General features: G+C 52.5%; 26 protein-coding genes and 3 pseudogenes. 13 read left to right on the forward strand and 16 right to left on the reverse strand.

Annotation, left to right across the window (positions count from 1 at the left end):
- Window positions 1–30: 30 nt before the first annotated feature.
- The 3 genes from gshB (at window position 31) to ruvX (ending at window position 2032) form a co-directional block, all read left to right on the forward strand.
- A complete protein-coding gene (gene gshB / locus KAJ71_RS12135) occupies window positions 31–981 on the forward strand; it encodes a glutathione synthase (RefSeq protein ID WP_248945963.1) in 951 nt (316 codons plus the stop codon).
- A 65-nt stretch (window positions 982–1046) separates the two neighbouring features.
- Complete coding sequence (locus KAJ71_RS12140) at window positions 1047–1610, forward strand: YqgE/AlgH family protein (protein ID WP_248945964.1); 564 nt, start codon at window positions 1047–1049, stop codon at window positions 1608–1610.
- On the forward strand, window positions 1610–2032 hold the full coding sequence (gene ruvX / locus KAJ71_RS12145) for a Holliday junction resolvase RuvX (RefSeq protein WP_248945965.1): 423 nt from the start codon (window positions 1610–1612) through the stop codon (window positions 2030–2032). Before KAJ71_RS12140 ends, ruvX begins: the two co-directional genes overlap by 1 nt.
- Here the strand turns inward: ruvX and KAJ71_RS12150 are convergent.
- From KAJ71_RS12150 to KAJ71_RS12175, 5 genes are all read right to left on the reverse strand, one after another.
- Window positions 1995–4163: a fimbria/pilus outer membrane usher protein gene (locus KAJ71_RS12150; RefSeq protein ID WP_248945966.1), complete on the reverse strand. Its 2169-nt coding sequence runs from the start codon at window positions 4161–4163 to the stop codon at window positions 1995–1997. The genes ruvX and KAJ71_RS12150 overlap by 38 nt on opposite strands.
- A gap of 83 nt (window positions 4164–4246) precedes the next feature.
- A complete protein-coding gene (locus KAJ71_RS12155; protein ID WP_248945967.1) occupies window positions 4247–4687 on the reverse strand; it encodes a DUF1090 domain-containing protein in 441 nt (146 codons plus the stop codon).
- A gap of 124 nt (window positions 4688–4811) precedes the next feature.
- Complete coding sequence (locus tag KAJ71_RS12160; protein WP_248945968.1) at window positions 4812–8336, reverse strand: ATP-binding protein; 3525 nt, start codon at window positions 8334–8336, stop codon at window positions 4812–4814.
- Window positions 8323–8952, reverse strand: a complete 630-nt coding sequence (locus KAJ71_RS23455; protein ID WP_283106741.1) for a response regulator transcription factor — start codon at window positions 8950–8952, stop codon at window positions 8323–8325. Before KAJ71_RS23455 ends, KAJ71_RS12160 begins: the two co-directional genes overlap by 14 nt.
- A 166-nt stretch (window positions 8953–9118) precedes the next feature.
- Window positions 9119–10111 carry a type IV pilus twitching motility protein PilT gene (locus KAJ71_RS12175; RefSeq protein ID WP_248945969.1) on the reverse strand — a complete coding sequence of 331 codons (993 nt, stop codon included), beginning with the start codon at window positions 10109–10111 and terminating at the stop codon, window positions 9119–9121.
- A 20-nt stretch (window positions 10112–10131) separates the two neighbouring features.
- Here KAJ71_RS12175 and KAJ71_RS12180 point away from each other — a divergent pair, with 20 nt between their 5' ends.
- The 6 genes from KAJ71_RS12180 to hemW all read left to right on the forward strand — a co-directional run bounded on the left by KAJ71_RS12180 (window position 10132) and on the right by hemW (window position 14356).
- Window positions 10132–10845, forward strand: coding sequence for a YggS family pyridoxal phosphate-dependent enzyme (locus tag KAJ71_RS12180; RefSeq protein ID WP_248945970.1), 714 nt, complete (start codon window positions 10132–10134; stop codon window positions 10843–10845).
- A 10-nt stretch (window positions 10846–10855) separates the two neighbouring features.
- Complete coding sequence (gene proC / locus KAJ71_RS12185) at window positions 10856–11677, forward strand: pyrroline-5-carboxylate reductase (RefSeq protein WP_248945971.1); 822 nt, start codon at window positions 10856–10858, stop codon at window positions 11675–11677.
- 82 nt (window positions 11678–11759) lie between these two features.
- Entirely contained in the window at window positions 11760–12314 is a 555-nt protein-coding gene (locus KAJ71_RS12190) for a YggT family protein (RefSeq protein WP_025120085.1), read from the forward strand.
- A complete protein-coding gene (gene yggU, locus KAJ71_RS12195; protein WP_248945972.1) occupies window positions 12311–12601 on the forward strand; it encodes a DUF167 family protein YggU in 291 nt (96 codons plus the stop codon). Before KAJ71_RS12190 ends, yggU begins: the two co-directional genes overlap by 4 nt.
- A gap of 17 nt (window positions 12602–12618) precedes the next feature.
- A complete protein-coding gene (locus KAJ71_RS12200) occupies window positions 12619–13215 on the forward strand; it encodes an XTP/dITP diphosphatase (protein WP_248945973.1) in 597 nt (198 codons plus the stop codon).
- Window positions 13205–14356 carry a radical SAM family heme chaperone HemW gene (gene hemW / locus KAJ71_RS12205; protein ID WP_248945974.1) on the forward strand — a complete coding sequence of 384 codons (1152 nt, stop codon included), beginning with the start codon at window positions 13205–13207 and terminating at the stop codon, window positions 14354–14356. Before KAJ71_RS12200 ends, hemW begins: the two co-directional genes overlap by 11 nt.
- A 115-nt stretch (window positions 14357–14471) precedes the next feature.
- On the opposite strand, the gene KAJ71_RS12210 is transcribed toward hemW, so the two are convergent.
- The 8 genes and pseudogenes from KAJ71_RS12210 to KAJ71_RS12245 form a co-directional block, all read right to left on the reverse strand.
- Window positions 14472–15188: a YggN family protein gene (locus KAJ71_RS12210; protein WP_248945975.1), complete on the reverse strand. Its 717-nt coding sequence runs from the start codon at window positions 15186–15188 to the stop codon at window positions 14472–14474.
- Between the two features lie 40 nt (window positions 15189–15228).
- Window positions 15229–16152 (reverse strand): glutaminase B, encoded by a 924-nt coding sequence (gene glsB, locus KAJ71_RS12215; RefSeq protein ID WP_248945976.1) that lies wholly within the window; start codon window positions 16150–16152, stop codon window positions 15229–15231.
- Window positions 16153–16232: 80 nt separating this feature from the next.
- The gene (locus KAJ71_RS12220; RefSeq protein ID WP_248945977.1) at window positions 16233–16559 is read right to left on the reverse strand and encodes a YggL family protein; all 327 of its coding nucleotides are present in this window, start codon (window positions 16557–16559) and stop codon (window positions 16233–16235) included.
- 556 nt (window positions 16560–17115) lie between these two features.
- Window positions 17116–17367 (reverse strand): annotated as a pseudogene (locus KAJ71_RS12225) (transposase); the annotation flags it as partial.
- Window positions 17368–17446: 79 nt separating this feature from the next.
- Window positions 17447–18571, reverse strand: a complete 1125-nt coding sequence (locus KAJ71_RS12230; RefSeq protein ID WP_248945978.1) for an MFS transporter — start codon at window positions 18569–18571, stop codon at window positions 17447–17449.
- Between the two features lie 10 nt (window positions 18572–18581).
- On the reverse strand, window positions 18582–19064 hold the full coding sequence (locus tag KAJ71_RS12235) for an NUDIX hydrolase (RefSeq protein ID WP_248945979.1): 483 nt from the start codon (window positions 19062–19064) through the stop codon (window positions 18582–18584).
- Window positions 19065–19068: 4 nt separating this feature from the next.
- Complete coding sequence (locus tag KAJ71_RS12240) at window positions 19069–19764, reverse strand: DegT/DnrJ/EryC1/StrS family aminotransferase (RefSeq protein WP_311295004.1); 696 nt, start codon at window positions 19762–19764, stop codon at window positions 19069–19071.
- Window positions 19694–19903 carry a hypothetical protein gene (locus KAJ71_RS12245; RefSeq protein WP_248945980.1) on the reverse strand — a complete coding sequence of 70 codons (210 nt, stop codon included), beginning with the start codon at window positions 19901–19903 and terminating at the stop codon, window positions 19694–19696. The genes KAJ71_RS12240 and KAJ71_RS12245 overlap by 71 nt, the downstream gene beginning before the upstream one ends.
- A gap of 157 nt (window positions 19904–20060) precedes the next feature.
- On the opposite strand from KAJ71_RS12245, the pseudogene KAJ71_RS12250 reads away from it, so the two are divergent.
- Window positions 20061–20207: pseudogene (locus KAJ71_RS12250) on the forward strand (IS5/IS1182 family transposase); the annotation flags it as partial.
- A gap of 26 nt (window positions 20208–20233) precedes the next feature.
- Here KAJ71_RS12250 and KAJ71_RS12255 read toward each other — a convergent pair.
- Together KAJ71_RS12255 and trmB are read right to left on the reverse strand one after the other, a co-directional pair.
- A pseudogene (locus KAJ71_RS12255) lies at window positions 20234–20419 on the reverse strand (Arm DNA-binding domain-containing protein); the annotation flags it as partial.
- Between the two features lie 261 nt (window positions 20420–20680).
- Window positions 20681–21400, reverse strand: coding sequence for a tRNA (guanosine(46)-N7)-methyltransferase TrmB (gene trmB / locus KAJ71_RS12260; protein WP_248945981.1), 720 nt, complete (start codon window positions 21398–21400; stop codon window positions 20681–20683).
- A gap of 180 nt (window positions 21401–21580) precedes the next feature.
- Here trmB and mutY point away from each other — a divergent pair, with 180 nt between their 5' ends.
- The 3 genes from mutY to mltC all read left to right on the forward strand — a co-directional run bounded on the left by mutY (window position 21581) and on the right by mltC (window position 24093).
- Window positions 21581–22681, forward strand: coding sequence for an A/G-specific adenine glycosylase (mutY, locus tag KAJ71_RS12265; RefSeq protein ID WP_248945982.1), 1101 nt, complete (start codon window positions 21581–21583; stop codon window positions 22679–22681).
- Window positions 22678–22950, forward strand: a complete 273-nt coding sequence (locus KAJ71_RS12270; protein ID WP_024484083.1) for an oxidative damage protection protein — start codon at window positions 22678–22680, stop codon at window positions 22948–22950. The genes mutY and KAJ71_RS12270 overlap by 4 nt, the downstream gene beginning before the upstream one ends.
- Window positions 22951–23016: 66 nt before the next feature.
- Window positions 23017–24093 (forward strand): membrane-bound lytic murein transglycosylase MltC, encoded by a 1077-nt coding sequence (gene mltC, locus KAJ71_RS12275; RefSeq protein ID WP_248945983.1) that lies wholly within the window; start codon window positions 23017–23019, stop codon window positions 24091–24093.
- A gap of 35 nt (window positions 24094–24128) precedes the next feature.
- Here mltC and KAJ71_RS12280 read toward each other — a convergent pair whose 3' ends face one another.
- Window positions 24129–25247, reverse strand: coding sequence for a GGDEF domain-containing protein (locus tag KAJ71_RS12280; protein WP_248945984.1), 1119 nt, complete (start codon window positions 25245–25247; stop codon window positions 24129–24131).
- Window positions 25248–25312: the final 65 nt, after the last annotated feature.

Genomic DNA, 25312 nt, shown 5'->3' on the forward strand with positions numbered 1-25312 from the left:
ACCTGTCTCACAGGTTCGTAAGGAGAAGAGATGATCAAGCTCGGCATCGTGATGGACCCTATCGCATCCATCAATATCAAAAAAGACACCAGCTTTGCCATGCTGCTCGAAGCGCAGCGCCGCGGCTGGGAACTGCATTATATGGAGATGAACGATCTCTATCTGCATGCCGGTGATGGCCGTGCCCACACGCGCCTGCTGAACGTGAAAGAAGATAAAGAGAGCTGGTTCAGCTTTGGCAATGAGCAGGATCTGGCGTTGCAGGATCTGGATGTGATCCTGATGCGCAAGGATCCGCCGTTCGATACTGAATACATCTATGCGACCTACATCCTGGAACGGGCCGAAGTGAAAGGTACGCTGGTGGTCAACAAGCCACAAAGCCTGCGTGACTGTAATGAAAAGCTGTTCACCGCCTGGTTCCCGGAGCTGACGCCAGACACCCTGGTCAGCCGCAGCGCCGCCCATATTCGCAAATTCCACCAGCAGCATGGCGACATCATCCTCAAACCGCTGGACGGCATGGGCGGAGCTTCTATCTTCCGCGTGAAACAGGACGATCCCAACCTGTCGGTGATTATCGAAACCCTGACCGAACACGGCAGCCGTTTCTGCATGGCGCAAAACTTCCTGCCAGCCATCAAGGATGGGGACAAACGCATTCTGGTGGTGGATGGCGAACCGGTGCCTTACTGCCTGGCGCGCATCCCTGCCCAAGGCGAAACCCGTGGGAATCTGGCCGCCGGTGGCCGTGGTGAAGCGCGTCCACTGAGCGAAAGCGACTGGAAAATTGCCCGCGCGGTTGCCCCAACGCTAAAAGAGAAAGGGCTGATCTTTGTTGGCCTGGACGTGATCGGCGATCGCCTTACCGAGATCAACGTCACCAGCCCAACCTGCGCCCGTGAGATCGAAGCCGCATTCCCGGTTTCCGTCACCGGTATGCTGATGGACGCCATTGAAAAACGTCTGGCCGCGAAGTAGGCAGACGACGCGCCCTCTCTCATTGGGAGAGGGCATGTATTTTACTTCCCAATTGAATTAACGCCATGAATTTACAGCACCATTTCCTGATTGCCATGCCCGCGATGCAAGATCCGCGCTTCAAACGTTCGGTGATATACGTTTGCGAACACAATGACGATGGAGCCATGGGATTAGTGATCAACAAGCCCGTGGAACATTTCACCGTGGAGACGGTGCTGGATAAACTCGACATCAAGCCTTCACCGCGCGATCCGGCGATCAGCCTGGATAAGCCAGTGTTCGCTGGTGGCCCGCTGGCCGACGATCGCGGTTTTATTCTGCATACCCCGCGCAAAGGTTTTGGCTCCAGCATTCAGATCTCACCGGCCACCATGATCACCACCTCAAAAGACGTGCTGGAAACGCTCGGCACGCCGGATCAACCCGCCGATGTACTGGTGGCTCTTGGCTATGCGGGCTGGGAAAAGGGTCAGTTGGAACAGGAACTGCTGGAAAATGCCTGGCTAACTGCCGAGGCCGATACCGACATTCTGTTCCACACGCCAATCGCCAACCGCTGGCGCGAGGCAGCCAACCGCCTGGGCATCGATATTCGCAGTATTGCCAGCCACGCAGGACACGCCTGATGACTAACCGCACCATTATCGCCTTCGACTTCGGCACCAAAAGCATCGGCGCAGCTATTGGCCAGGAAATTACCGGCACCGCTCGGGCACTGGCGGCCTTTAAAGCTCAGGACGGTGTACCTGACTGGCAGAAGATCGAACGCCTGCTGAAAGAGTGGCAGCCAGACCTGGTGGTGGTTGGTTTACCGCTGAATATGGATGGCACCGAACAGCCACTGACCGAACGAGCGCGTAAATTTGCCAACCGCCTGCATGGCCGCTTTGGTGTGCAGATTGCCCTGCATGATGAGCGCCTGAGCACCGTTGAGGCACGGGCAAATCTGTTTGACCATGGGGGGTTCCGCGCATTGGATAAAGGCAGCGTCGATTCCGCCTCTGCCGTCATTATTCTGGAAAGCTGGTTTGAGCAACAGCCGGGCTGATTTTCCGTGCCGGGGCAAAGCGGCTGAACATGATCGCGCCAGCCGTCGGCACCATATCCTGCTCAGATTCAGGCAACTCAAGCGTATCCGGTAGCTCAAAGCTGTCCAACGTGAGGCTGTTTATGCGGTACGGCGTCAGATTACTTATCAGCGCATAGCCCCGCCAATCGGTAGTTACACCATACTGATTATCAACCCCGATCCCCGGCGTACCCGGTACGCTGACGATAGCTATCGTATCTCCTAACGTCTGCCCCAGCGTGATCCCTTCCTGATGCGCCATCAGGCTACCGGAAAGCTCCAGATTCTGCTGGCGATACCCTTTACCTTGAGAATAGCCGCCCCGCAACTCGCCAGCGTTATATTGATAATTGGCGCTCACATCCTGGCTGTTGCCGTATCGCTGGCTCTGACTGGTGCTGACGTTGTAGCTCAGGCTATAGTCGGAAAGCATGGTTCCGCTGACGCCAATCCTCCTGCTGTCGGTCTGCTCGTTAGCCAGCGTATGATCGTAGTTAAGCTTCATGCGGGGTGCGCCCAGTGCGCTCAACGGCAGCGAGAGAGAAAGCCCCAACTGTGCCTGCTCTTTACCATAAGAGGGGCGGTTATATTCCGCATACAGCGCAACATCTACCTTACCCAGGCTGGCGCTGAAGCCCATCTCGACGCTGGTCTCACCTCTTTGATTACCCCGCGTGGCCTCTCGAACCAACGTCAGGTAAAGGCTGTCTGAATCGGGCAGATACTGGTTATAGCGCGCCTCCAAGCGATACTTTTTTTCCTCGTCAAAGTCACCGACAAAAATGCCGTCTTCCCAGTCCCACCAATAGGTGCTCTGCTGCTCTATCGCCTCGCCAAACGTACGATAACGCTGCCGCGGATAGTATTGCGCCATCAGGCTGAGGGAAGACTCCCAGGCTGGGAAAGCCTTCGCGTAGCGGACACGCGCCATACCACCGGTATCCGGTGTTAAGCGCCTTGGCTGCTGAGCGACAGAGAACGTGTAATCCACCGAGATCGCTCCCCACTGATTTAGGCTCTTGCCAATCCCGGCCGCCACACTGCGATAAATATCAGCCCCTTGCAAACCACCATACAGCGTAACCTTTCCCGGTAACCCGTAGCTGAGTGACGCCTGCGCAAAGCTCGGCTGCTCCTCTTCCATGCCGTAATAGGGTTGGTATTTACCCACCGTGGCGTCGTAGCGCCACTGACCGGCGTAAACCAGGTTGGGCATAGAGGAGTAAGGTATTTTTCGTTCAGTTTCGGTGCTATCGCTTTCCCGTATTGTGACGGTAAGATCCCCCTCCAGCGCGGGCGGATAGACATCTTTCAACACAAAAGCACCAGGGGAAACAAACGTTTGGTAGATCACTTCACCGTTCTGCCGCACTCTCACTTCCGCGTTGCTGCGGGCGAAACCTCGGACCCAGGGCGAGAATTGCCGTAGGCCATCAGGTAGCATCCGGCTATCTGACACCAGGCTCATGCCACGGAAGCGGACGTTGTCGAACAAAGCCGACGGCGTTTCGCTGTCGCCTACGGTCAGTGTGGCGCGCCAGGCTTTGATATCGCGATAAGCCAACGCCTTTTCAGTGTGCCAGGTCGGCTCCCCCCAGGTATCTTTCTGATAAACGGGTTGATAACGCAGTCGCCAGGGGCCGATGTTGGCCCCGGCGGTAACATCGGCATACAGGCTGTCGTGGCGTTGCGCAGCGCGATAGTTTTCACCTGCATAATGGCCATAATTAAGCTGGTAGTTAACAAATGCCGCATTGATACCATCATCCCAGCGACCTGCCAGCTTGCTGTCACCTAATATCCCAGCCGGGATATCCACCGTCAGCAGTTGCGCTATAGGCTCGTAAAATACTTTTATTTTTCGCGCACTCAATACGTCGGGCAGAATACAGCCCTCAGGGGTCGTTTCCATCACCATCGCGGCTTCACGTATCCCCCACTCACGTAGCAATGGGGCATTAATACACGGCTGCTCATCCCGCCCCAAATTAACGGCTACCTCGCCCTTAAAGTTATCGTTAATAATGAGATAAACGTTATTTATTTCAGCCCTGGCACCGTTAACCAACAGGCCTAACGACATAATGGCAATATGAAAAGTGGGTTTCATTCGTTCCCTGAGTACTAACCACAATATTTACTCAACACAAAAAGAGGCGCATCTGCGCCCCTTAAATACCAAATCATGGCTGCTTATTTCTGTGCTGCCGCCAGTTCAGCACGAGCCTGCTTCAGCTCTTGTTTGATTTCTTTTACGTCAGCCTGCTTTTCTTGCAGTTTTTTCTGGTACTTAGCCACTTTCTTGGCGTCGCCTTTAGCCTGAGCTTCGCGCAGGTCGGCTTTAATTTCCTGAACGTCTTGCTGCTTGTCAGCCAGTTTCTGTTCCAGCTTGGTGACTTTCTTCTGAGCGTCCTGCAGCACGCTGCCGTTGGTGCAATGGGCATTCACTTCGCTCAGCGCGCGCTTCAGACCCGCTACGCGGTTGTAGTTACCATACTTCTCAGCCTGCTGGATCTGATATTCGATCGCAGCACGTTTTGCGTTACAGTCATAAGCCGCATTAGCCATGGTAGAGAAGCTGGCACCCAGAACCAAAACCAGTGGCAGAACCGCTAATTTAGTTATTTTTTTCATAATGTTATCCTTAAACGTCACTACACATGGGGAACACCGCGCCCCCCTTCCTGTGCGGCAAAGAATAAGATGAAACGGATTACCTTAAAATCTACAGAAGCCTTAATCACTCTGTAGGAAGGGACTATTCTCCTGTAGTCCGTTGTACTTTCCTTAGGGTATTGAGCATCCGTTGCGCTTCTCCCAGCACCGCCGTTGCGGTTGCCTGCGCGGGGTTGTCATGCAATGCCTGACAAGCTTGATTCAGACTTTTAGCATTCACCAACCGGGCCGCGCCGGCCAATTTATGGGCCAATGCCCGTATGCTTATCAGATCCATCGGTTGCTGCTGAATGTCTACGGCAAGCTGCGTGTAGTCTTCATGCAAGCAATCCAGCAAGGTTTGGATGAACTCTTGCAATACCTTTGGCTGGCGCAATTCCACTGGCAACTCTTCCACGGCAAATGCGGGTTCCTCTTCACTTTGCCCCGCCTCAGTCAGTGGCAGCGTAGACAATTTCGCTTTTAATATGCTCAGGTTAACCGGCTTAAACAGGCAGTCATCCATTCCGGCCTGCAGACAAGCCTCACGTGCACTTTCTTGCGCATTGGCCGTCAGCCCCCAGATCACCGTAGGAACGGACTGCTGTTCACGCTCGCTATGTCTGATTTGACGGCTCAGGCTGTACCCATCACGTTCAGGCATCTGGCAGTCGGTGATGATCAGGTTGAAGCTCTCCCGCGCCAACAACTGCAGAGCCTGCTCCCCGTCCCCAACCGCAATGGACCGATGGCCAAGAAAATGTAACTGTTGGGTCAATAACATTCTGCCCGCAGGATGATCTTCAACGATCAGTACCCGCAGTTGGGATGCAGCCACCGGGGTTGGTTCCTCCAGAGGTGTTTGAGAGGAGAATTTCAGCAATCTCGGCACCGAAAGTAGCACGGTGACGTCGCTGCCAATACCCACCTCGCTGTTCAATACGATGGTCCCCCCCATCATCTCCACCAGCTTGCGGCAAATATACAGCCCAAGCCCCGTCCCGCCAGTCTCCCCATTGCTCTGAGTAAAGGGCTGGAAAAGGCGCTCTTGAGTGACAGCATCAATCCCCTTGCCAGTATCAGAAACCCGTAGCCGCAGATCCGCTCGTTCTTCGCTAATTTGATCGACCGCGACGCTGAGCGTGACCTGCCCTTGCTCGGTAAATTTGATGGCATTACTCACCAGGTTGGATAGCACCTGCTTAAAACGCATGGGATCAATTAACACATCGCCGGTGATCTCCGCATCAATATCCAGCCTGAACGCTAAACCTTTTTGTCGTGCCACACCGTCAAATAGCATCGCCACGGCTTCAATCAGGCGACGGATATCTGCACGTTGTGGATGCAGGATCAGACGATCCGCCTCAATGCGTGAGATATCAAGAATGTCACCAATCAAGGCAAGCAGAGAATGTGCGGACTCATGTGCAACACTCAGCAATTCTCGATCTAAAGTTTCCTCCCGTTGCGGGCAGTTCAGCAACAGTTCCAACATGCCGATAATGGCATTGAGCGGGGTGCGGATCTCATGGCTCATGGTGGCCAGGAAGGTGGTTTTAGCCCGGTTGGCACTGTCAGCACGCTCTTTCGCCTGCTGTAACTGCGTAATCAGGCGATCGCGTTCGGTCACGTCGAACCACCCTCCGATTTTACCTTCGGCACGCTGATCTTCAGTAATCAGCAATTGGCCCCACTGCTGCAAAGTGCGCGACTGACCTCCCAACTGCATAACAGATAAAACCTGTTCCTGTTCACCGCCCCGACCAATATCCATCGTAACAGGCAGTTGCAGTGGGTAGTTTTCCAGTGAGCTACCGATCACCGTCTCTGCGGGAACATTGATGGCATCAAAAAACGGTGTGTTCGCCATCACTATCTGGTCTTTCAGATTGGTGATGTAAATCGGCAAGGGCACGCTATCGATTACCGCCTGACAACGCTGTACCAGGCGGCGCTTACTTCGCAACCGGCTGATAAACAAGGCTATCACCAACACGGTCAGCAACAGAGCGATCGGTAACCACGTTGTGGAATAACCGTCGGCAGGCAATGTTCCATCACCCTGGCTCCCTTCAAGCAAGTAGGTATTGTTATACCAATTGCTGGTCATCGCATGGATATCCTCTGGGGGTATATTCAGCAATGCCTTATCGAGGATGGTGGCCAGCGGGTATTCATTACCAGATACCCCAATGACAAAACGGGCGGGTTCAGCATCCAGAGCACTCAGAATACTCAGTCCTGAGGAGGGATTTCGGGCCAGAAAATAATCGGCGCTGATCATCGGCAATACCAGAGCCTCCACCTTCCCTGATCTTAACGCCGCAATACCAACCTGTGGCGAGCTTACGCCAATCACCCGGCTAGCGGGATACTGTTCCTGTAGCTGAGCCCGTAAAGGATGCCCTGCAACCAGAGCAATCAACTGTGGAGGATCATGCTTGATTTGCTGCGGGATGCCCACCAACACCCAGGAATTAAATAAATAGGAACGCGTCGTCAACAAACCGTTAGGCCAGATTGCATCCAGCGTTACACCAGCCACAATGTCGGCTTTGCCCGCCTTGATGGCATTCAACGAGTCTTGTAACGAGTCTGCGCGAATAATCTCGAACTTCAGACCGGTACGGCTGGAGATAGCATCCATCACATCTGCAGTCAGACCACGGAACTCGCCCTGCACATCGAAGAAACCTAAAGGAGCAAAATCACCGTTGACCACCACCCGCACGCTGGGGTGCTCCTCAACCCACTTTCTTTCCAGAGAGGTTAGCAACAGGTGTTCATCCCCTTGAGACATGGGAATGCCCCCATTCCAACGGCTTTGGATCTCCGCGTGTGTACTTTCGGGGATCGTGGCCAGCACGGCATTCAACACCCGCTGTAAACGCACATTGTTTGGCGCCAGACCAAAAGAAAAACCCTTGATATCCTGCGGTGGTAGCAGTTGCATACGCAGATTATTCAGATTGCCCTGGTTGATAAGATAACGGGCGACTTTGGCATCTCCGATAAAAGCATCCAGCTTTTTAAATGACAACGCCTCCAGCGCCCGGCGAGGGATGTCAAAAACTTGATACTCCTCAGCCGCGAAACGTTCAGTCAGCTTCTGGTTGCCACTATAAAGGCGCTCAATAGCGATGCTTTTTAAAGGATGCTGTTGCAGCAGGCTGTCGGTGCGCATGATCAGCGCCGGGGAGGCAAGCACATAGGGAGCAGAAAGCAGCAAGCCAGGATCGTCATGGCTTTTTACCGCAATATTGCCGATAAGATCCACCGTCCCTGCAGCCAGATCGTGACGTAAGGTTGCGCTATCCTCGTAATAACGCACTTTTATCTGCACATTCAGGTTATAACCGACAGCGCCCAGATAGTCAGCATTGATGCCGCCATAATCCCGCGAACCATTGGTGATATCAAAAGGAGGGTAATTCGGTGCCGCAATGCCGAAAACCAGCACACGTTTGCGGCGCAGCCATTGCCAATCCTCGCTGGTTAAATCAGGCTCAGATAATTGGATCTGGCTGCGGCTAAGCAGGTTAATTTCGCGGAATGCCTGAACTTCTTGTGCAGAAACACCAAAGCAAAAAAACAGCAGCAGGATAAAGAGTTTATTTACCATCATAACACTCATCCTGATGATAAAAATTAACCAACTCCTCAGGATGGCTAACTTTTAATTTTTCCATCAGACGTGTCTTATAAGTGCTAATCGTTTTATTGCTTAGGATCAGGCGATCCGCAATTTCTTTATTGCTAAGCCCCTCGGATAAGTAACGTAACACCGTCAATTCACGATCGGAAAGGCGAGCCAGTATATTCTTATTTTGTAGCGGGGCATTCAACAATGGCAACAGAGTGGTCTGCGGAAAACAAGCATAGCCTTGCAGTACCAATTGGCACAACGGAGCCAATTGACTAATGTCCCGATCTTTGTTGAAGAAGCCAAGAGCGCCGGCCCGCAGCGCTCTTTCTGCATAGCTATCTGCGGGCAGGCTCGTGTAGACAACCACTTTGATGTCACTATCCACTTGGCGAATATGCTGTAGAATCTGCAGCCCATCCATTTTGTTCAGCATGATATCCAGGATCACCAACTGCGGCGTATTTTCCTTTATTCGCGCTAGCGCGTCCAAGCCGTTGGTGGCGGTAAGAATTGAATTATCGCCTAATGGAGATAAAATTGCTTTCACAGCGAAACAAATTGCGGGGTGATCATCAACAATCAACCAGGCACCCATAAGAATATCCTTATCCTATACCTAAAAACAACATCCCAAAGATTGCTGCTTATACTGCAACACGGTTCGCTCTTGAGTTACTAATATACTTCGTTCTCGCACGCAACCACAGCGCTATTGACTACAATTAAAAAATAAGGGGGAAAATAGTTAATCGATTGTGGCATTATAATATTCCCTGCGCAACACGCTGTTGCAGACCCTGCTCAAAAGTTTGCATGCCGGACTGCGCACCGGTTTGCAATACGCTGGCCAACTGATGGGTTTTGCCTTCGCGGATCATGCAGCTTACCGCCGCCGTGGCCGTGAGGATCTCGTAAATGGCAACACGCCCTCCACCGGGCTTGCTCAGCAGCTTTTGCGCGATCACCGCCTGCAGGCTGTTGGCCAACTGGGCCCGAACATAGGCTTTCTCTTCCGCCGGGAATACATCCACCAACCGTTCCACCGCCTGCGCCGCGCCGCGGGTATGCAGGGTAGCCAGGACTAAATGACCGGTTTCTGCCGCGGTCAACGCCAGCCGAACGGTGGTAGTATCACGCAGCTCCCCCAGCAGAATCACGTCTGGATCTTCACGCAGTGCGGCCCGCAGCGCATCGTCAAAACTGTGGGTATCCCGCCCTAACTCCCGTTGCTGGATTAAGGAACGCTGGCTACGATGGATGAATTCGATAGGATCTTCCAGCGTAAGGATGTGGCGGCGTTGATGCTGATTAATAAAGTCGATCATCGCCGCCAACGTGGTCGACTTGCCGCTGCCGGTAGCGCCGGTGACGAGTATCAAACCATCTTCACGCTGCAGCAACGCCGGAATAATTTCCGGGGTGGTCAGCTCGGCCAACGTTGGGCACTGGCTGGCGATCCTGCGTAGCGCTACGGAGACCCCGGCGTTCTGCAAAAAGAAATTGGCACGCAGCCGGGCACCACCAACCAGGGATAACGCCAGATCGAGCTGCCCCACCTGCTGTAGTTGCTGCCACATCGTCTGCGACAACTGCGTTTGGCACCATGCCGCCATCTGCTGTTGGGTGAGGATTTCCCCACTTTCCACGGCCTGGAGTTCACCATCAATACGTAACATTGGCAGATGGCCGGTACAAAGGTGCAGATCGGAGGCATTATGCTTTACACTAAGAGCCACAAATTCATCGATATCCATATCAATCTCCCGGGTTAATCATGAGCACTATCCAACAGAATCTGCAGGATGTCAGGAGCCGCATCGCAGCGGTCGCTCAAGACTGCGCACGCATTCCAGAAGAAGTGACCTTGCTTGCAGTCAGCAAAACCAAACCTGCGGAGGCGATCGCACAAGCCATCGCCGCAGGCCAGCACGCGTTCGGCGAAAACTACGTGCAGGAAGGGGTGGACAAGATCCAGTATTTTGCCCAGCGGCCGGAAGGGGCTGGATTGGAATGGCACTTTATCGGCCCGCTGCAATCCAATAAAAGCAGGCTGGTGGCAGAGCACTTTGCCTGGTGCCACACCGTTGACCGTTTGCGTATTGCCCTGCGCCTGAGCGATCAGCGCCCCGCAGAAATGCCGCCGTTAAACGTGCTGATCCAGATAAATATCAGTGACGAACAGAGTAAATCTGGCATTGTATTGAGTGAGTTGCCTGCGCTGGCTGAGGCAGTCGCCTCATTGCCTAACCTGTGCCTGCGTGGGCTGATGGCCATCCCGGCCCCGGAACATGACTATCAGCGCCAGTTAGCGATATTTGGCCAGATGAACGACGCTTTCCAACAGCTCAAGCAGCGCTATCCGCAGGTGGATACGTTGTCGATGGGCATGACAGATGATATGCAGGCCGCGATTGCCGCTGGCAGCACGATGGTGCGTATCGGCACCGCAATTTTTGGCGCCCGTGACTACTCGCACACCACCGTATAACGAGGATTTGATGCAACATCGCAAAATTACCTTTATTGGGGCCGGAAATATGGCCCGCGCCATCATTGCTGGCCTGGTCGCCGGTGGCTATCCGGCAGCCGCCATCAGCATTTGCGCGCCATCAGCAAAAAACCGTGACGCCCTGGCCGCCGAATATGGCATCAACAGCAGCGCAGACAACATCAGCTGTGCAAAACAGGCCGACGTCGTGGTCCTGGCGGTGAAACCGCAAATGATGGCGCAGGTTTGCTTACCTTTACAGGAACAGGTCGATTTCTCCGGTAAACTGGTGCTGTCGATCGCCGCCGGTATTCTGGTGAGCCGTTTCTATCAAATGCTCGGCGAAGGCTTGAATATCGTGCGCATCATGCCCAATACCCCTTCACTGGTCGGTAAAGGCATGAGCGGGCTGTATGCTCCCGAGCAGGTTAGCCAACAGGATCGTGATTACACTCGCGACCTGATGAGCTCGGTGGGTAAAGTCTGCTGGGTCGATGACGAAAACGGCATCAATGGCGTGATCGCCGCCGCAGGCAGCGCACCGGCCTATTTCTTCCTGTTTATGGATGCTATGCAACAGGAAGCCGAACGTATGGGATTCAGCAGCCAGGCGGCACGCGATCTGGTGCAACAGGCCGCTATTGGTGCTGCGGCATTGGCAGCCGCCAACCCGGAGATCTCGCTAGCCACGCTGCGTGAACAAGTGACCTCCAAAGGGGGCACTACCGCCGAGGCGTTGCGGGTATTCAACGAACAACGGTTGCCAGAAACCGTTGCTAAAGCCATGCAGGCAGCCGTTTCCCGTGCGCAAGAAATGGAAAAATCATTTTAACTATGCCCGATGAGTTTCAGGCCGCCACGGTGGTCTGCAAACCAAGGGGATAACCCAGAAGTTAAGGAGAAGGGTAACTTACATGCTAACGCTGACTTTCCTGGTCAAGACCGTCGTTGATATTTACGTGATGGTGCTGCTGTTGCGCATCTGGATGCAACTGACGCGCACCGACTTTTATAACCCGTTTTCGCAGTTTGTGGTGAAAATCACCCAGCCGATCGTCGGCCCACTGCGCCGCATTGTTCCTTCGATGGGGCCGGTAGATAGCGCCTCATTGCTGTTGGCGTTCCTGCTGATGACCGTCAAATATCCGCTACTGCTGCTGATCCAGAGTGGAACCTTGTCACTCAGCCTGTATAACTTGCTGTTTGGCCTGATTTCTCTGATCAAATCCGTCGGCTACCTGATCTTCTGGGTGATGATCATTCGCGCCTTGATGAGTTGGATCAGCCAGGGCCGCAGCCCGATTGATTATGTGATGTTCCAGCTTACCGAGCCGTTGATGGCCCCTATCCGCCGCGTGATCCCGGCGATGGGTGGGATTGATTTCTCCGCGATGGTAGTGATCCTGATCCTGTATTTGATCAACTACCTGGGAATGGATCTGTTTGGCGAGCTCTGGTTCCTGCTGTGAGTGCAGTTACCCCGCAGCTGGACGGGCTGGTGGTCAGGCTTTATATTCAGCCCAAAGCCAGCCGCGACCAGATTATTGGCCTGCATGGCGACGAGATAAAAGTCGCCATCACCGCACCGCCGGTTGATGGCCAGGCCAATACCCATCTCATCAAGTTTATCGCCAAGCAGTTTAAGGTGGCGAAGAGCAACGTGATCATCGAGAAAGGCGAACTGGGGCGGCACAAGCAATTGCGCATCCACAACCCGCAACAGATCCCTGACGTCATCGCGGCGCTGATCGAATAATTTTCAAGGTATCTAATATGCAAAAAATCGTTCTTGCCACCGGCAACCCCGGCAAAGTGCGTGAACTCGCCGAGCTGCTGGCCGATTTCGGCTTTGACGTGGTGGCACAAACCGAGCTTGGCGTAGACTCTGCCGAAGAAACCGGCCTGACGTTTATTGAAAACGCCATTCTCAAAGCCCGCCATGCCGCACAGATCACCGGCCTGCCGGCGATTGCCGACGATTCAGGTCTGGCGGTCGATGCCTTGGGCGGCGCTCCGGGTATTTACTCTGCCCGCTACGCCGGTTTAGAGGCCAGTGACCAACAAAATCTGGACAAGCTGCTGGTGACGTTGAAAGACGTACCTGAAGGCAAGCGCAGTGCTCAATTCCATTGTGTGCTGGTGTATATGCGTCATGCAGAAGATCCTACCCCGCTGGTATTCCACGGTTGCTGGAACGGTGAGATCACTTTTGAAGCGGCCGGCGTTGGCGGCTTTGGTTACGATCCGATCTTCTATGTGCCAGAGTTGGGCTGCACAGCAGCAGAGCTGACGCGGGAAGAGAAAATTGCCATTTCCCACCGTGGCAAGGCGTTGAAGTTGATGTTGGAAGCGATGCGTAATGCCAGCTAACAGCGTACAACTGCCACCACTCAGCTTGTACATCCATATTCCCTGGTGCGTACAAAAGTGCCCATACTGCGATTTCAACTCGCATGCCTTAAAGGGCGAAGTGCCGCACCAGGAATATGTCGATCATCTGCTGGCGGATCTGGATGCCGATTTGCCACTCGCCAGCGGTCGTTCAATCAGCACCATCTTTATCGGCGGCGGTACGCCGAGCCTGTTGAGTGCCGAAGCCATGCAAGCACTGCTGGATGGCGTGCGGGCGCGTATTCACGTCGCTGATGACGCCGAAATCACCATGGAAGCCAACCCAGGCACCGTGGAGGCCGATCGCTTCAGCGGCTACCAACGCGCCGGGGTGAACCGCATCTCGATTGGCGTACAAAGCTTTAGTGCCGAGAAGTTAACCCGTCTGGGGCGTATTCATGGCCCGGATGAGGCCAAACGCGCGGCGCATCTGGCAACCGGCCTTGGCCTACGCAGTTTCAATCTGGACCTGATGCATGGCCTGCCGGATCAGTCACTGGAAGAAGCGCTGGACGATCTGCGCCAGGCTATCGCCCTTAATCCGCCACATCTGTCATGGTATCAGCTCACCATCGAGCCAAATACCCTGTTCAGCTCACGCCCGCCAGTATTGCCGGATGATGACGCGCTGTGGAATATCTTTGAACAAGGGCATGAACTGCTGAGCGCCGCCGGCTATCAGCAGTACGAAACCTCGGCCTACGCCAAACCGGGTTATCAGTGTCAGCACAACCTCAACTACTGGCGCTTTGGCGACTATCTGGGGATTGGTTGTGGCGCACACGGCAAGCTGACCTTTGCCGATGGCCGCATACTGCGCACCGCCAAAACCAAGCATCCGCGCGGCTTTATGCGGGGTGACTATCGGGACAAGTTGCATGAAGTCGAGGCGCACGATCGGCCATTCGAGTTCTTTATGAACCGTTTCCGTCTGCTAGAAGCGGCACCACGCGCCGAGTTCACCCACTACACCGGGCTGGACGAGAGCGTGATCCGTGCGCCATTGGACGAAGCATTGGCTAAAGGCTATCTGCTGGAAACGCCAGAGTATTGGCAAATCACCGAGCATGGCAAACTGTTCCTTAATTCGCTGTTGGAACTGTTCTTGCCGGAGGAATAGTTTAAGCAGAATTGCGGGCTCATGTAGGAGCGCCCATGCTGCCCAGGCAGCAAAAAAGGTTCCGTCGGGTTAGGAGTGCAACTCTTAAAGCAACGGAACCCTTTAACATCAGGCTTTAATTCAACGCCTTAACCAGATCCTTGCGCTGGGTTTCCAGCGCAGTGACGCGGTTGCACACGTCGCGACCAAAGTTCTGGAAGTCCTGCTCCTGATTGTTCCATTCGTTCTTGATAGCCTGCTGTAGCCCCCCCAGGTTGCCCATGATCGCCTGCAACGGGTTGCCATTGCTGTTGGCGACCTGCTTGACGCCCATTTCATTCAGGCTGTCCTGCAATACGCCGCCCATGCTCTGCTGCACGATATTGCGGCCATCCTGCTCCACCTGAGCGATCGCCTTGTGGTGGAACGTGAGGCCGTCGCTGCGGTGTTCAATGATACGGTTCATCTGTTGCTTCAACTGATCGTTGAGCGTGGTCAAGCGGTTGCGTACATTGCTGTCTGTGCCCAACTGCTGAACAATGACTTTATCCAGCGCTACCCGCGCCTTTTCCAGATGCTGCTGCGCGCCCTGATCGATCCAGGGCAAATCTTTACGCAATGCGTTCTGGTAGCTGAACGCCTTCTGGCGCTGGCTATCGTTCAGGCTCAGCGCTTTGCCATCACGAGTGACATCGCCATCGGCGGTGATTTGCAGATTACCGCTGGCACCTACCACCTGTACGGTCTGCGGGCTGATAATCACGTCGTCCTGTGGTCTGACGCTGCACTGATACTCGGCATGCGCTTGTGAAGCCGTTAACAACAGCAAGGCCAATCCGGTTCTCTTTAACATAGTTTCTCCTGACTCCCTTCCAACCGCATCCGCGATGGAATTAAAAAATCGAACGGCTAATGCGTTGAGACAACAGTTCTAGCGCCGCAGTTCCCGCCAATGAGTTACCGGACGCATCCAATTCCGGCGACCAGACGACAATCGACAGTTCATCAGGGACGATGGCGATGATACCGCCGCCCACTCCAGACTTGCCCGGCATGCCAACACGATAGGCAAACTCGCCTGCGCCATCATACATGCCGCTGGTCATCATCAAGGCGTTAATTTGCCGGGCCTGCAAGGGGCTGATCACCTCTTCACCACTCAGCGCTCGCCCTTGATTGGCCAGGTAGACAAAGCTGCGTGCCAGCTCAACGCAGCTCATACGTAACGCGCAGTAGTGAAAATAGGTTTGCAGCACGGTCAGCACGTCATTGTCGAAGTTACCGAACGACTTCATCAGATAGGCGATGGCGGCATTGCGGTCGGAATGCTCAAATTCGGAGCGCGCCACGCGAATGTCATACGACAGGTCATCAACGCCTGCCAGTTGGCGCACCACTTCCAGCATCCGCTGCTTGGGAGCACTAAGCCGGGTTTGCAGCATATCGCATACCACCAGCGCTCCGGGGTTGATAAACGGATTGCGCGGTTTACCCTGCTCCATCTCCAACTGCAGCAACGAATTAAACGGCAGGCCAGAGGGCTCTTTCCCCACCCGCTGCCAGATTTCACCTTCCTGATAACGCGTTAGCGCCAGCGTCAGGCTCAATACCTTGGAGATCGACTGGATCGAAAAGCGCTCCGTCGCGTCCCCGGCCTGAAACAGCTCACCGTCAACGGTACAGACGGCGATCGCCAGCCGATCGGCGGCGACTTCTGCCAAAGCGGGAATATAGTCTGCAACCTTGCCTTGCCCAATCAACGGGCGTACCTGTTGCAGGATCTCTTCCAGCAACGCGTTATCTAATGTTGTTACCACCGCGCTCACTACTCCAGAAAGGACACCAGATAAAACAAAGGTGCCATTAAGGCACCTTCGACAATGCTAATCGGACGGGATCAATCCCACCAGATGTCGAACAGATCGCTGGTTTTCACATCGCTCAACTTGCGTGCTTCCAGCCAGTTTTTGATCAGCTCACGGTGTTCTTCGGTACAATGACCAATCTTCTGCAGGCAGATCAAACCTTCCCACTGCAGATAGCCACTGCCGTCAAACGCCAGGCCGTTCGGCTCGATCACTTCATCGATAAACGCGTCCAGAGTGCTGTCGATATCTTCAACGGCAGTCCCTTCAGCAAAACGCCAGGCGACGGAAAAGCCCAGTTCCTGAAACTCTTCGATATGTAACTTTTTACGTAAACGACGACTACGGTTCTTAGCCATTATTCCATCCTATTTGATTTTTATGGTATTTTTAAGCGCTATGACTAAAATCTCAATTTTAACCTACATTTAATTAACCATATGAATTTACGGTATTTTTCTGTTATGAGTACCAACCTCAATCATTCTATCCATTTTACCCTCTCCGGCCTCAGCTTGCCACTGCTAGGACGCGCTTAGACCATTAGCATAATTTCACCTAGCTTAGTGGCATCAATGGCAACACCTCTCACTCAAACCAACACCGCCTTACATTCAAAGCCGCTGGTGAAACTCAGATCGTTGTTGATGCGTTGATAACCAACGGCCTATCCGCCGATTGCTCAAGGAATGTCATCCTGATAGCTGTCATACCTTGCGGTATTGCTTAACGCTATGTTAAAAATAGCAATTAAATGTAATGCCAGTAATAATTAGGAGCCATGACTATGACATTTATTGCTATAGACCGGCTTTGTTGAATAAATAGGATTTAGATAACAGATCCTCCTGTCAGTCATTTTCTCAGACAATCCGTACACTTTCTGGCATGCCTCCATGCGTCATTCAATGCACGGATCATGGCCATAGCCTCACCGACCTGCGCATCATAGTCACGCAGCGTGAGGCGAAAGACGCGTTTGAGCATCAGTACGGTGGAAATAGCTAACGTAGAATAACGTTGTGGACGCCCTCGTGAAGCGGTTTTTGGCTCGTCGTACCAGGCCAGGATGACAGACTCATCAAGCCAGAATGTCAACGAACCCCGATTGACGAGAGCCTTGTTGTCGGTTGCCCAGTTAGTGATCTTGAGCTTTTGCTTTGCCACGGGATACCGCTATAGGATCAGGAATGTGGTGATCTGATCCTGATTGCAGTCAGAAGTTCGATTTATTCAACAAAGCCTGTCAACGGACGCACTTCAAACCTAGCGTCAAGTGTTTGCTTATTTTCCACTGCGGAGATATCGCAAACAGCACGAGTGGAATACCAATCCAAATCAGAGAGTCGGCCACACCAATTCTTCTGGCTAGTTCAACGATAAGGGCGGATACCAACAAATTTATAAAGGTCAACAATGAGGTATTCCGACGGGAGGCAAATAAGTTGCTAGACAACACTTTAGCTGCTGTTTGGGACTGATACACGCCAGCAATGAAATATACGATCCCCAGCATAAGAAACTCAACCCACCGACTAGAGGTGTAATGGCAAAAGGTGAATGTAATGATCAACCCGAAGCATAAGGCAGCTCCGGCAGCTGTCTTGACTCTGTGTTTGAGTAAGCCTCCTAAGCGATAAAAAATGGCACTTGTTGCGAGGCCAGCGCAGATCATCCATTCAGGATGTGAAGTATTATTACCGAACAATGTCGGGATAAGAGACAGGGTGAAATACAGCATTGCTGACCAGGACATCATGGAGAAGACGTTGTAAATAAAGTGGGTGCGAGTGAGCCCCCCCTTCTTCTCCACAATACCTCTGTTTTTTAGTGGCTTCCTGACAAACCCTGTCATCAGAAGAAAACAAACCACACCATAAGCGAGCTGCAGTTTGACCAGAAGCGTAAAAGATGCAAGGGTGATCACCGCTGCGGATAAAAAAGGGATCAACGTCGCAACATATAGCAGCGTCTGATTTCTTAGCCGATAACTTTCTGCAATTTCCTCTTCATTTTCTGAGTTCGCGACCAGCAGCATACAGAATAGATAGATGATCCCGGCGCTAAAACCGGTGACAAAACGTGAAATCAGGAACGACTGTAGACTGGTACTTGAACCGGCTAAGAGAGATCCAGCGCAAAATATTATGCAAAATAAAAGCGCAAAGAGGACATTTTTCCTGCCATTAAGCAAAAAAGCGCCAATGAACTGACCTGCGGCAAGTCCGATCAGATAAGTTGAAAAAAAAACCTGCCCATCTAAGGCAGGTAAACTGAGCTGAAAATAGGGTATTGCAGGCGCTAACAAGTCCATACTTACCGGATTAATTGCAGCCAGTATGACCACTGACATGCGGTAAAAAAACGACATAGGGTACCTGCTAAATATTTGAATAGGATTTCTTCACCAAAATAGCCCTTCTTATCAATGACGGGAATTCACGCGGTGTCGGTAACGCTTCGATTTCAGAGACTGTCAGCCATTTAAACTCGCCCTCAACTTTAATAAGATCGGCCGGCAGCATGCAGAGATAGATCATATCCATGTGCCAGTGGCATCCACCCGTTTTTTCCGGGATTTTCTCGCAAAGTAGGGTGAGCGGTACAGGAAGTTCAGCTACGCTGGCAGGATCTAGGTCCAAAGACTTATGTCCCTGAATCTGGCACGATATAATAGTCGGCGTCACGCCGACCTCCTCGAACACCTCGCGTAACAGTGCCTCCTGTGGCTCCTCATTCTCCTCGATATGCCCCCCGGGATAGAGCCATATCTGCAATTTCTTATGAAAATGCATCAGAATACGATCATGTTCATCCAGAATAATCGCCGAAGCGGTGAAATGCTTAACGCCCTCACGAAGCATAGGATTAAATCTCATTCAGAATGTTGGTTATTTGTTCAATATCCTGTTCTTTAATTCCAGGATGTACAGGGATCTGGATAAGGCGCTGAATCATGTTTTCTGAATTAGGGCAGTGAGCTGAAATATGGCTGTAAACCTCGCGCTTGTAAAACACGTTATAACCATATTTGACTTGATCAATAACGATACCAGCATTGTTCACTCTACGAAGCACAGTTTCTGGATCGGAAACGTCACTGTTCAACTTAAACACTAGATTGTAGTAATTAGGACGCCCATCGCCAAAGCTGAGCTCGTCAAACGGTTGGCCTGACTTCAGTCGTGACTTAACTGCGCCAGCATTGGCCTTGCGAATTGAGACCTGCTCCTCGATATCCGGCAATCGAGCAATACCCAGTGAGGCCTGTAGAGCACCTAACTTGTAGTTCACGCCGGACTTCTTACCTGAAAGGTTTCCCAGCCGGGTAAACATCGTCAGGTTTTGAGCGGTTTCCGGACAGTCTGTAAGTACGAATCCACCTTCTCCGGTCGCTAGGATCTTGCGATCGTGCGTTGAGAAACAACTCATTTCACCAAAAGTGCCGGTAAACTTGTTGCCGAATTTGGTGCCGTGGGCATGCGCACAGTCTTCAATCAAGGGAATACCATGTTCTGCCAGGATATTGCGAGTTTGGTCCTGATTGAAGGGATAACCCCATATTAATCGTGCTTACTTCAGTTCCTGTACTGACTAAAGAGTAAACACTGATGATGTGAACACTGGATCTATTCATTGCTTTTAACGTAGATTTTTCCAGAACCACTTTTTGTTTTTGCACTGCCCTTGCCAGTAATACCATTATTTCATTCCTTTTTTATAGCAGACTCGGTATTAATGCATTTTTTTATGAAGAAAATATTTCAGATTTAATATTCCTACGGCTTTGTTGAATAAATCGAACTTCTGACTGCAATCAGGATCAGATCACCACATTCCTGATCCTATAGCGGTATCCCGTGGCAAAGCAAAAATTCAAGATCACTAACTGGGCAACCGACAACAAGGCTCTCGTCAATCGGGGTTCGTTGACATTCTGGCTTGATGAGTCTGTCATTCAGGCCTGGTACAACGAGCCGAAAACGTCTTCACGAGGGCGTCCACAACATCCTATTTATTCAACAAAGCCCGTTTGTAGTTCAACGCGAGCCTGCGCCAGAGAGATATTGGGGAAGTGACCGACCTTAACTTGGGTGAGTTTGTGAGTAAGGGGACTGGTGTATCGGTAGAAGAAAGTTTTAACTCCGGTAGCGCCACAAGTGGTCCGTAATGTTCGATTTTCGCCTGTGTCAGCTTTGTCTTTGTCACCAGGTGACATCTTTGGTTGACAGTGGTTTTTTCTCTAGTTTTTCCACCTAGTTAGCTCCATGAGTGTCACTGTTACATGGTACTCATGGAGCTAACTAGCAAGCTACTTTTTTACCTACAGTAAAATGTAGGATTCCGTGGTTTTTAGTGAGATCTAATGGGACAACAAGAAATTATAGCCCCCATAAAAATCACTTTTAAATCAACTTAATGAAGCTAAATCCCTGTTGATTCCATTACTAAAAAATGGGTTAGCTACAATAATTAGCCATTATTCCATCCTCTCAAACATCAAATCCCAAACGCCATGTCCCAGACGCTGGCCACGTAATTCAAATTTTGTCAGCGGACGCGAGTCCGGGCGCGGTACGTAATCATTGCTCTCGGAGAGATTACGGTATCCTACGCTGCTGTTCATAACTTCCAGCATATGTTCCGCGTAAGGTTGCCAGTCGGTGGCCATATGGAATACACCACCGACTTTTAATTTGCGCAGCACCAGTTCAACAAACGGCGTCTGTACGATACGGCGTTTGTTGTGGCGCGCTTTGTGCCACGGATCCGGGAAGAACAGCTGCACCATATCCAGTGAAGCATCCGGGATCATATTCTGCAAAACTTCTACCGCATCGTGGCACATCACCCGCAGATTGGCCAACTCCGCCTCATGGGCATCGGCCAGACAGGCACCCACCCCCGGCGAATGCACCTCGATCCCCAGGAAGTTCTGCTGTGGGTTGTTGCCCGCCATGGTGACCAGCGAAGCCCCCATGCCAAAACCAATCTCCAGCACGGTTGGCGCTTCACGGCCAAACAGCGCGGCGATATCGACAGGTTCAGCCTGATATTCCACGCCCATCACCGGCCAATAGTTGTCCAGCGCCTGCTGCTGGCCTTTGGTCAACCGCCCTTGGCGGCGAACAAAACTGCGGATACGGCGCATCGCGCGGCCGTTCTCATCAAATTCTGGGGAGATGACGTCATTAATCATAGTGCTTTCTGTCTATTTGGCTGCCAATTAGGGGAACGCGCATTATGCAAAGATACTTTGCTTTAGCAAGCGTTCATCATCATACCTGATGTGCTACTGCGGAAAGTTCCGGTTTACAGCACCATCACTCTATGCTGCAATCGCGCATCATTATTTATCTGCCGGATAGCGAACTCGCTCATGATGCAAGCGCAACAGTTCTCGCACGTCGTGCTTGACTGGTACCAACGCTATGGCCGCAAAACGCTGCCGTGGCAACTCGATAAAACGCCTTATCAAGTATGGCTCTCTGAGGTAATGCTGCAACAAACTCAGGTCGCCACCGTTATTCCTTATTTTCAGCGCTTTATGGCACGTTTTCCCAACGTGCGTGCCTTGGCTGAAGCACCGCAGGATGAAGTGCTGCACCTGTGGACCGGGCTTGGCTATTATGCCCGAGCCAGAAACCTGCATAAAGCGGCGCAGACCATTGTCGCACAGCACGGCGGTGAGTTCCCGACAACCTTTGAAGAAATCGTCGCTCTGCCTGGCGTAGGCCGTTCAACCGCCGGCGCCATTCTCTCTCTGGCCCAAGGGCAGCACTTCCCGATCCTCGACGGTAACGTCAAGCGCGTACTGGCCCGTTGCTATGCCATAGCTGGCTGGCCGGGCAAAAAAGAGGTGGAAAATCGCCTGTGGGAAATCAGCGAAGAGGTCACGCCGGCAAAAGGGGTTGGCCAGTTCAACCAGGCAATGATGGATCTGGGAGCGATGGTCTGCACCCGTAGCAAACCCAAATGTGAGCTATGCCCGCTCAATATCGGTTGTATTGCCAACGGCAACAGCAGTTGGGCCAACTACCCTGGCAAAAAACCCAAGCAAACCCTGCCGGAAAAAACCGCCTACTTCCTGATGCTGCAACAGGGTGATGACGTCTGGCTGGAACAGCGCCCAAGTGCCGGGCTGTGGGGCGGGCTATTCTGCTTCCCGCAGTTCAGCGCGCGGATCGATCTTGAACTCTGGCTGCAACAACGCGGCCTGCAAGGTAGCCGTTTAGAGCAAATGACCGCCTTCCGCCACACCTTCAGCCATTTCCATCTGGATATTGTGCCTATGTGGCTGAACATCGACAAAGCGGGTAGCGCCATGGATGAGGGTGCCGGTCTCTGGTATAACTTAACGCAGCCACCTTCGGTCGGGCTGGCCACGCCGGTTGAGCGCCTGCTACAGCAGTTGGCCAAACAGTCCCCGACCCAACCCGGTTTATTTGGCAACAGCGCCATTGACGAGGAATTAGCATGAGCAGAACCATTTTTTGTACCTTCCTGCAGCGTGACGCCGATGGGCAAGACTTCCAGCTCTATCCAGGGGAAGTCGGCAAGCGCATCTACAACGAAATCTCCAAGGAAGCCTGGGGAGAATGGATGAAGAAGCAGACCATGTTGATCAACGAGAAGAAGCTCAACATGATGAACGTGGATGACCGTAAACTGCTGGAACAAGAGATGGTCCGTTTCCTGTTCGAAGGACATGAGGTCCACATCGAAGGCTATACGCCGCCGAGCGAATAATGTTTTCCGGGCCAGGCGCTGGCCCTTTCCCCCTGTTTAATTCTTCGCGTATACGGCTTTAACAAGATGAAGAAAATTTTAGCTTTGCTAGTGATAGCGCCTTTGCTGATCTCCTGTTCCGGCAAAAAAAACGACGTGGTCAGTGAAGCCTATGTCAAAGACACCAACGCCTTTGATATTCTGATGGGCCAATTTGCCCACAATATCGAGAACATCTGGGGGCTGAGCGAAGTTCTGATCGCCGGGCCAAAGGACTACGTCAAATATACCGACCAATATCAGACCCGTAGCCACATCAACTTTGAGTCGGGCACCATCACCATCGAAACCATCGCCACCACCGATCCTGCGGCTCATCTGCGCCAGGCGGTGATCAGCACCCTGTTGATGGGTGACGATCCAGGCTCGATCGACCTCTATTCCGACGCCAATGATATCCAGATCAGCAAAGAGCCGTTCCTGTACGGCCAGGTGCTGGATAACAAGGGCCAACCCATCCGCTGGGAATGGCGGGCAGCGCACTTCGCCGACTATCTGCTGCAAAACAAATTAAAAAGGCGCACCTCGGGCCTGCATGTGATCTACTCGGTGACTATGCAACTGGTGCCTAACCACCTGGATAAACGTGCACACAAATATCTGCCTATGGTTCGCCAGGCGTCTGAGAAATACGGCGTCGAAGAGTCGCTGATCCTGGCGATTATGCAGACAGAATCCAGCTTTAACCCGTATGCGGTAAGCGGTTCCGATGCGCTGGGCCTGATGCAGGTGGTGCAGCATACCGCCGGTAAAGACGTGTTCCAGAGCAAAGGTAAATGGGGTACGCCAAGCCGCAGCTATCTGTTCGATCCGGAGAACAACATTGATACCGGTACCGCCTATCTGGCCATCTTGCAGAACAACTACCTGGGTGGCATTCAGAACCCGACCTCACGCCGTTATGCGGTGATCACCGCTTACAACGGTGGGGCTGGCAGCGTGCTGCGGGTGTTCAATAGTGACAAGGCCAAGGCGGTAAACATCATCAACAGCATGCAGCCTGGTGATATTTATCAGACTCTGACCACCAAGCATCCGGCGGGTGAATCGCGCCGTTATCTGGTGAAGGTTAACAACGCGCAGAAAAACTACCGGCGGAAGTAATCGTTGGTGGGGAAATACGGGGCTGGGGAGATATGCTATTCCTCCCCAGCCAACGTATAGCCGTTGCGTCCATTAGCCTTGGTTTGATACAGAGCCTTGTCGGCCATCTCTACCAGTTGCTCACGCCCCACGCCTGCTCGCCATAATGCAATCCCCTGGCTCACCGTGACCCATTGCCCAATATCGGAGCCTTCGTGCGGGATCGCGATCGCCGCAACCTGGGTCTTGATCCTTTCGGCCACCGCTATCGCCTCGGCACGATTGGATTTTGGCAGCAGAATGATAAATTCCTCACCACCGTAACGTGCCACCAGATCCTGTGAACGACGCACGCAGTTTTCAAAGCATTCGGCCAAGCGGATCAGGCAATCATCCCCCATCTGGTGGCCGTAATGGTCGTTATATTTTTTAAAGAAATCCACGTCCAGCAGGATGATGACGAAAGGCTCCCGACTCTCCGCCTCCCGAGAAAACACCGAGTCGAAGTAGTTGCTGAAATAGCGCCGATTAGCCAGCCCGGTCAGCGGATCGCGGTTAGCCAATTTCCCCAGGCGGTCAATCAGCTGCTTGTTCTCCCTTTCCCGCTCTATGGCCAACATAAACCATTTCTCCAACATGCGTTTGGCCGAGTAGATCAGAAACAGCATCAGTAAATAAGAGAACACATTCGCCAGTGAGGCCGCACCGCGCAGGATGATATTCTCGCTGATGGACATTGTCAGTATCGGTACCGTAAACAGGCACAGCAGCAAGGGAGAAAGATAAAACGGGATCAGTGAGGCAAACACCAAACCAATCAGCAAGGGGTAGACCAGGGTAACGTTGCCCATGACAATCAGATGATGAAAGGCGACACACCAACATAGCGACAAAACCGTCACACTGGCGATCAGCCCGCACCAACGGGCATTTTCGCCGTATGGCCGTAACAATCTCAATACCATATAGGTGACGATAGCGACCAGCATCACGCCAGTGATTGCCGGAGCTGAACGTAGAAAATGGCTTAACGACTGGTAAAGTCCTGACCCCAGACGCTGTAGGCACAGGTAGAAAGAGAACAAGGCGTTAACCAGCAAAAACCAGTCAAAACTGTGAAACGTGGACTTTCTTTTTTCTTTGTCGACCCAGGCGGCGTATTTACTCTCTTTCATCGTTGGACTCGTTGTCATACCACTCTACTCAATGTAGTGGTGACATCCGCCTTTGTCATGCAAGA

Source organism: Serratia silvae (assembly GCF_023282985.1).
GTDB classification, from domain to species: Bacteria; Pseudomonadota; Gammaproteobacteria; order Enterobacterales; family Enterobacteriaceae; genus Chania; species Chania silvae.

Coding starts and splice junctions, on each gene's coding strand:
- mltC (WP_248945983.1), top strand. CDS start 23,017: ATGAAGAAAATTTTAGCTTTGCTAGTGATAGCGCCTTTGCTGATCTCC.
- KAJ71_RS12155 (WP_248945967.1), bottom strand. CDS start 4,687: ATGAAAAAAATAACTAAATTAGCGGTTCTGCCACTGGTTTTGGTTCTG.
- KAJ71_RS12180 (WP_248945970.1), top strand. CDS start 10,132: ATGAGCACTATCCAACAGAATCTGCAGGATGTCAGGAGCCGCATCGCA.
- KAJ71_RS12280 (WP_248945984.1), bottom strand. CDS start 25,247: ATGAAAGAGAGTAAATACGCCGCCTGGGTCGACAAAGAAAAAAGAAAG.
- KAJ71_RS12200 (WP_248945973.1), top strand. CDS start 12,619: ATGCAAAAAATCGTTCTTGCCACCGGCAACCCCGGCAAAGTGCGTGAA.
- proC (WP_248945971.1), top strand. CDS start 10,856: ATGCAACATCGCAAAATTACCTTTATTGGGGCCGGAAATATGGCCCGC.
- KAJ71_RS12245 (WP_248945980.1), bottom strand. CDS start 19,903: ATGGTATTACTGGCAAGGGCAGTGCAAAAACAAAAAGTGGTTCTGGAA.
- KAJ71_RS23455 (WP_283106741.1), bottom strand. CDS start 8,952: ATGGGTGCCTGGTTGATTGTTGATGATCACCCCGCAATTTGTTTCGCT.
- mutY (WP_248945982.1), top strand. CDS start 21,581: ATGATGCAAGCGCAACAGTTCTCGCACGTCGTGCTTGACTGGTACCAA.
- hemW (WP_248945974.1), top strand. CDS start 13,205: ATGCCAGCTAACAGCGTACAACTGCCACCACTCAGCTTGTACATCCAT.
- KAJ71_RS12230 (WP_248945978.1), bottom strand. CDS start 18,571: ATGTCGTTTTTTTACCGCATGTCAGTGGTCATACTGGCTGCAATTAAT.
- gshB (WP_248945963.1), top strand. CDS start 31: ATGATCAAGCTCGGCATCGTGATGGACCCTATCGCATCCATCAATATC.
- KAJ71_RS12150 (WP_248945966.1), bottom strand. CDS start 4,163: ATGAAACCCACTTTTCATATTGCCATTATGTCGTTAGGCCTGTTGGTT.
- KAJ71_RS12160 (WP_248945968.1), bottom strand. CDS start 8,336: ATGATGGTAAATAAACTCTTTATCCTGCTGCTGTTTTTTTGCTTTGGT.
- trmB (WP_248945981.1), bottom strand. CDS start 21,400: ATGATTAATGACGTCATCTCCCCAGAATTTGATGAGAACGGCCGCGCG.
- KAJ71_RS12220 (WP_248945977.1), bottom strand. CDS start 16,559: ATGGCTAAGAACCGTAGTCGTCGTTTACGTAAAAAGTTACATATCGAA.
- KAJ71_RS12140 (WP_248945964.1), top strand. CDS start 1,047: ATGAATTTACAGCACCATTTCCTGATTGCCATGCCCGCGATGCAAGAT.
- KAJ71_RS12235 (WP_248945979.1), bottom strand. CDS start 19,064: ATGCTTCGTGAGGGCGTTAAGCATTTCACCGCTTCGGCGATTATTCTG.
- KAJ71_RS12210 (WP_248945975.1), bottom strand. CDS start 15,188: ATGTTAAAGAGAACCGGATTGGCCTTGCTGTTGTTAACGGCTTCACAA.
- ruvX (WP_248945965.1), top strand. CDS start 1,610: ATGACTAACCGCACCATTATCGCCTTCGACTTCGGCACCAAAAGCATC.
- KAJ71_RS12270 (WP_024484083.1), top strand. CDS start 22,678: ATGAGCAGAACCATTTTTTGTACCTTCCTGCAGCGTGACGCCGATGGG.
- KAJ71_RS12190 (WP_025120085.1), top strand. CDS start 11,760: ATGCTAACGCTGACTTTCCTGGTCAAGACCGTCGTTGATATTTACGTG.
- KAJ71_RS12175 (WP_248945969.1), bottom strand. CDS start 10,111: ATGGATATCGATGAATTTGTGGCTCTTAGTGTAAAGCATAATGCCTCC.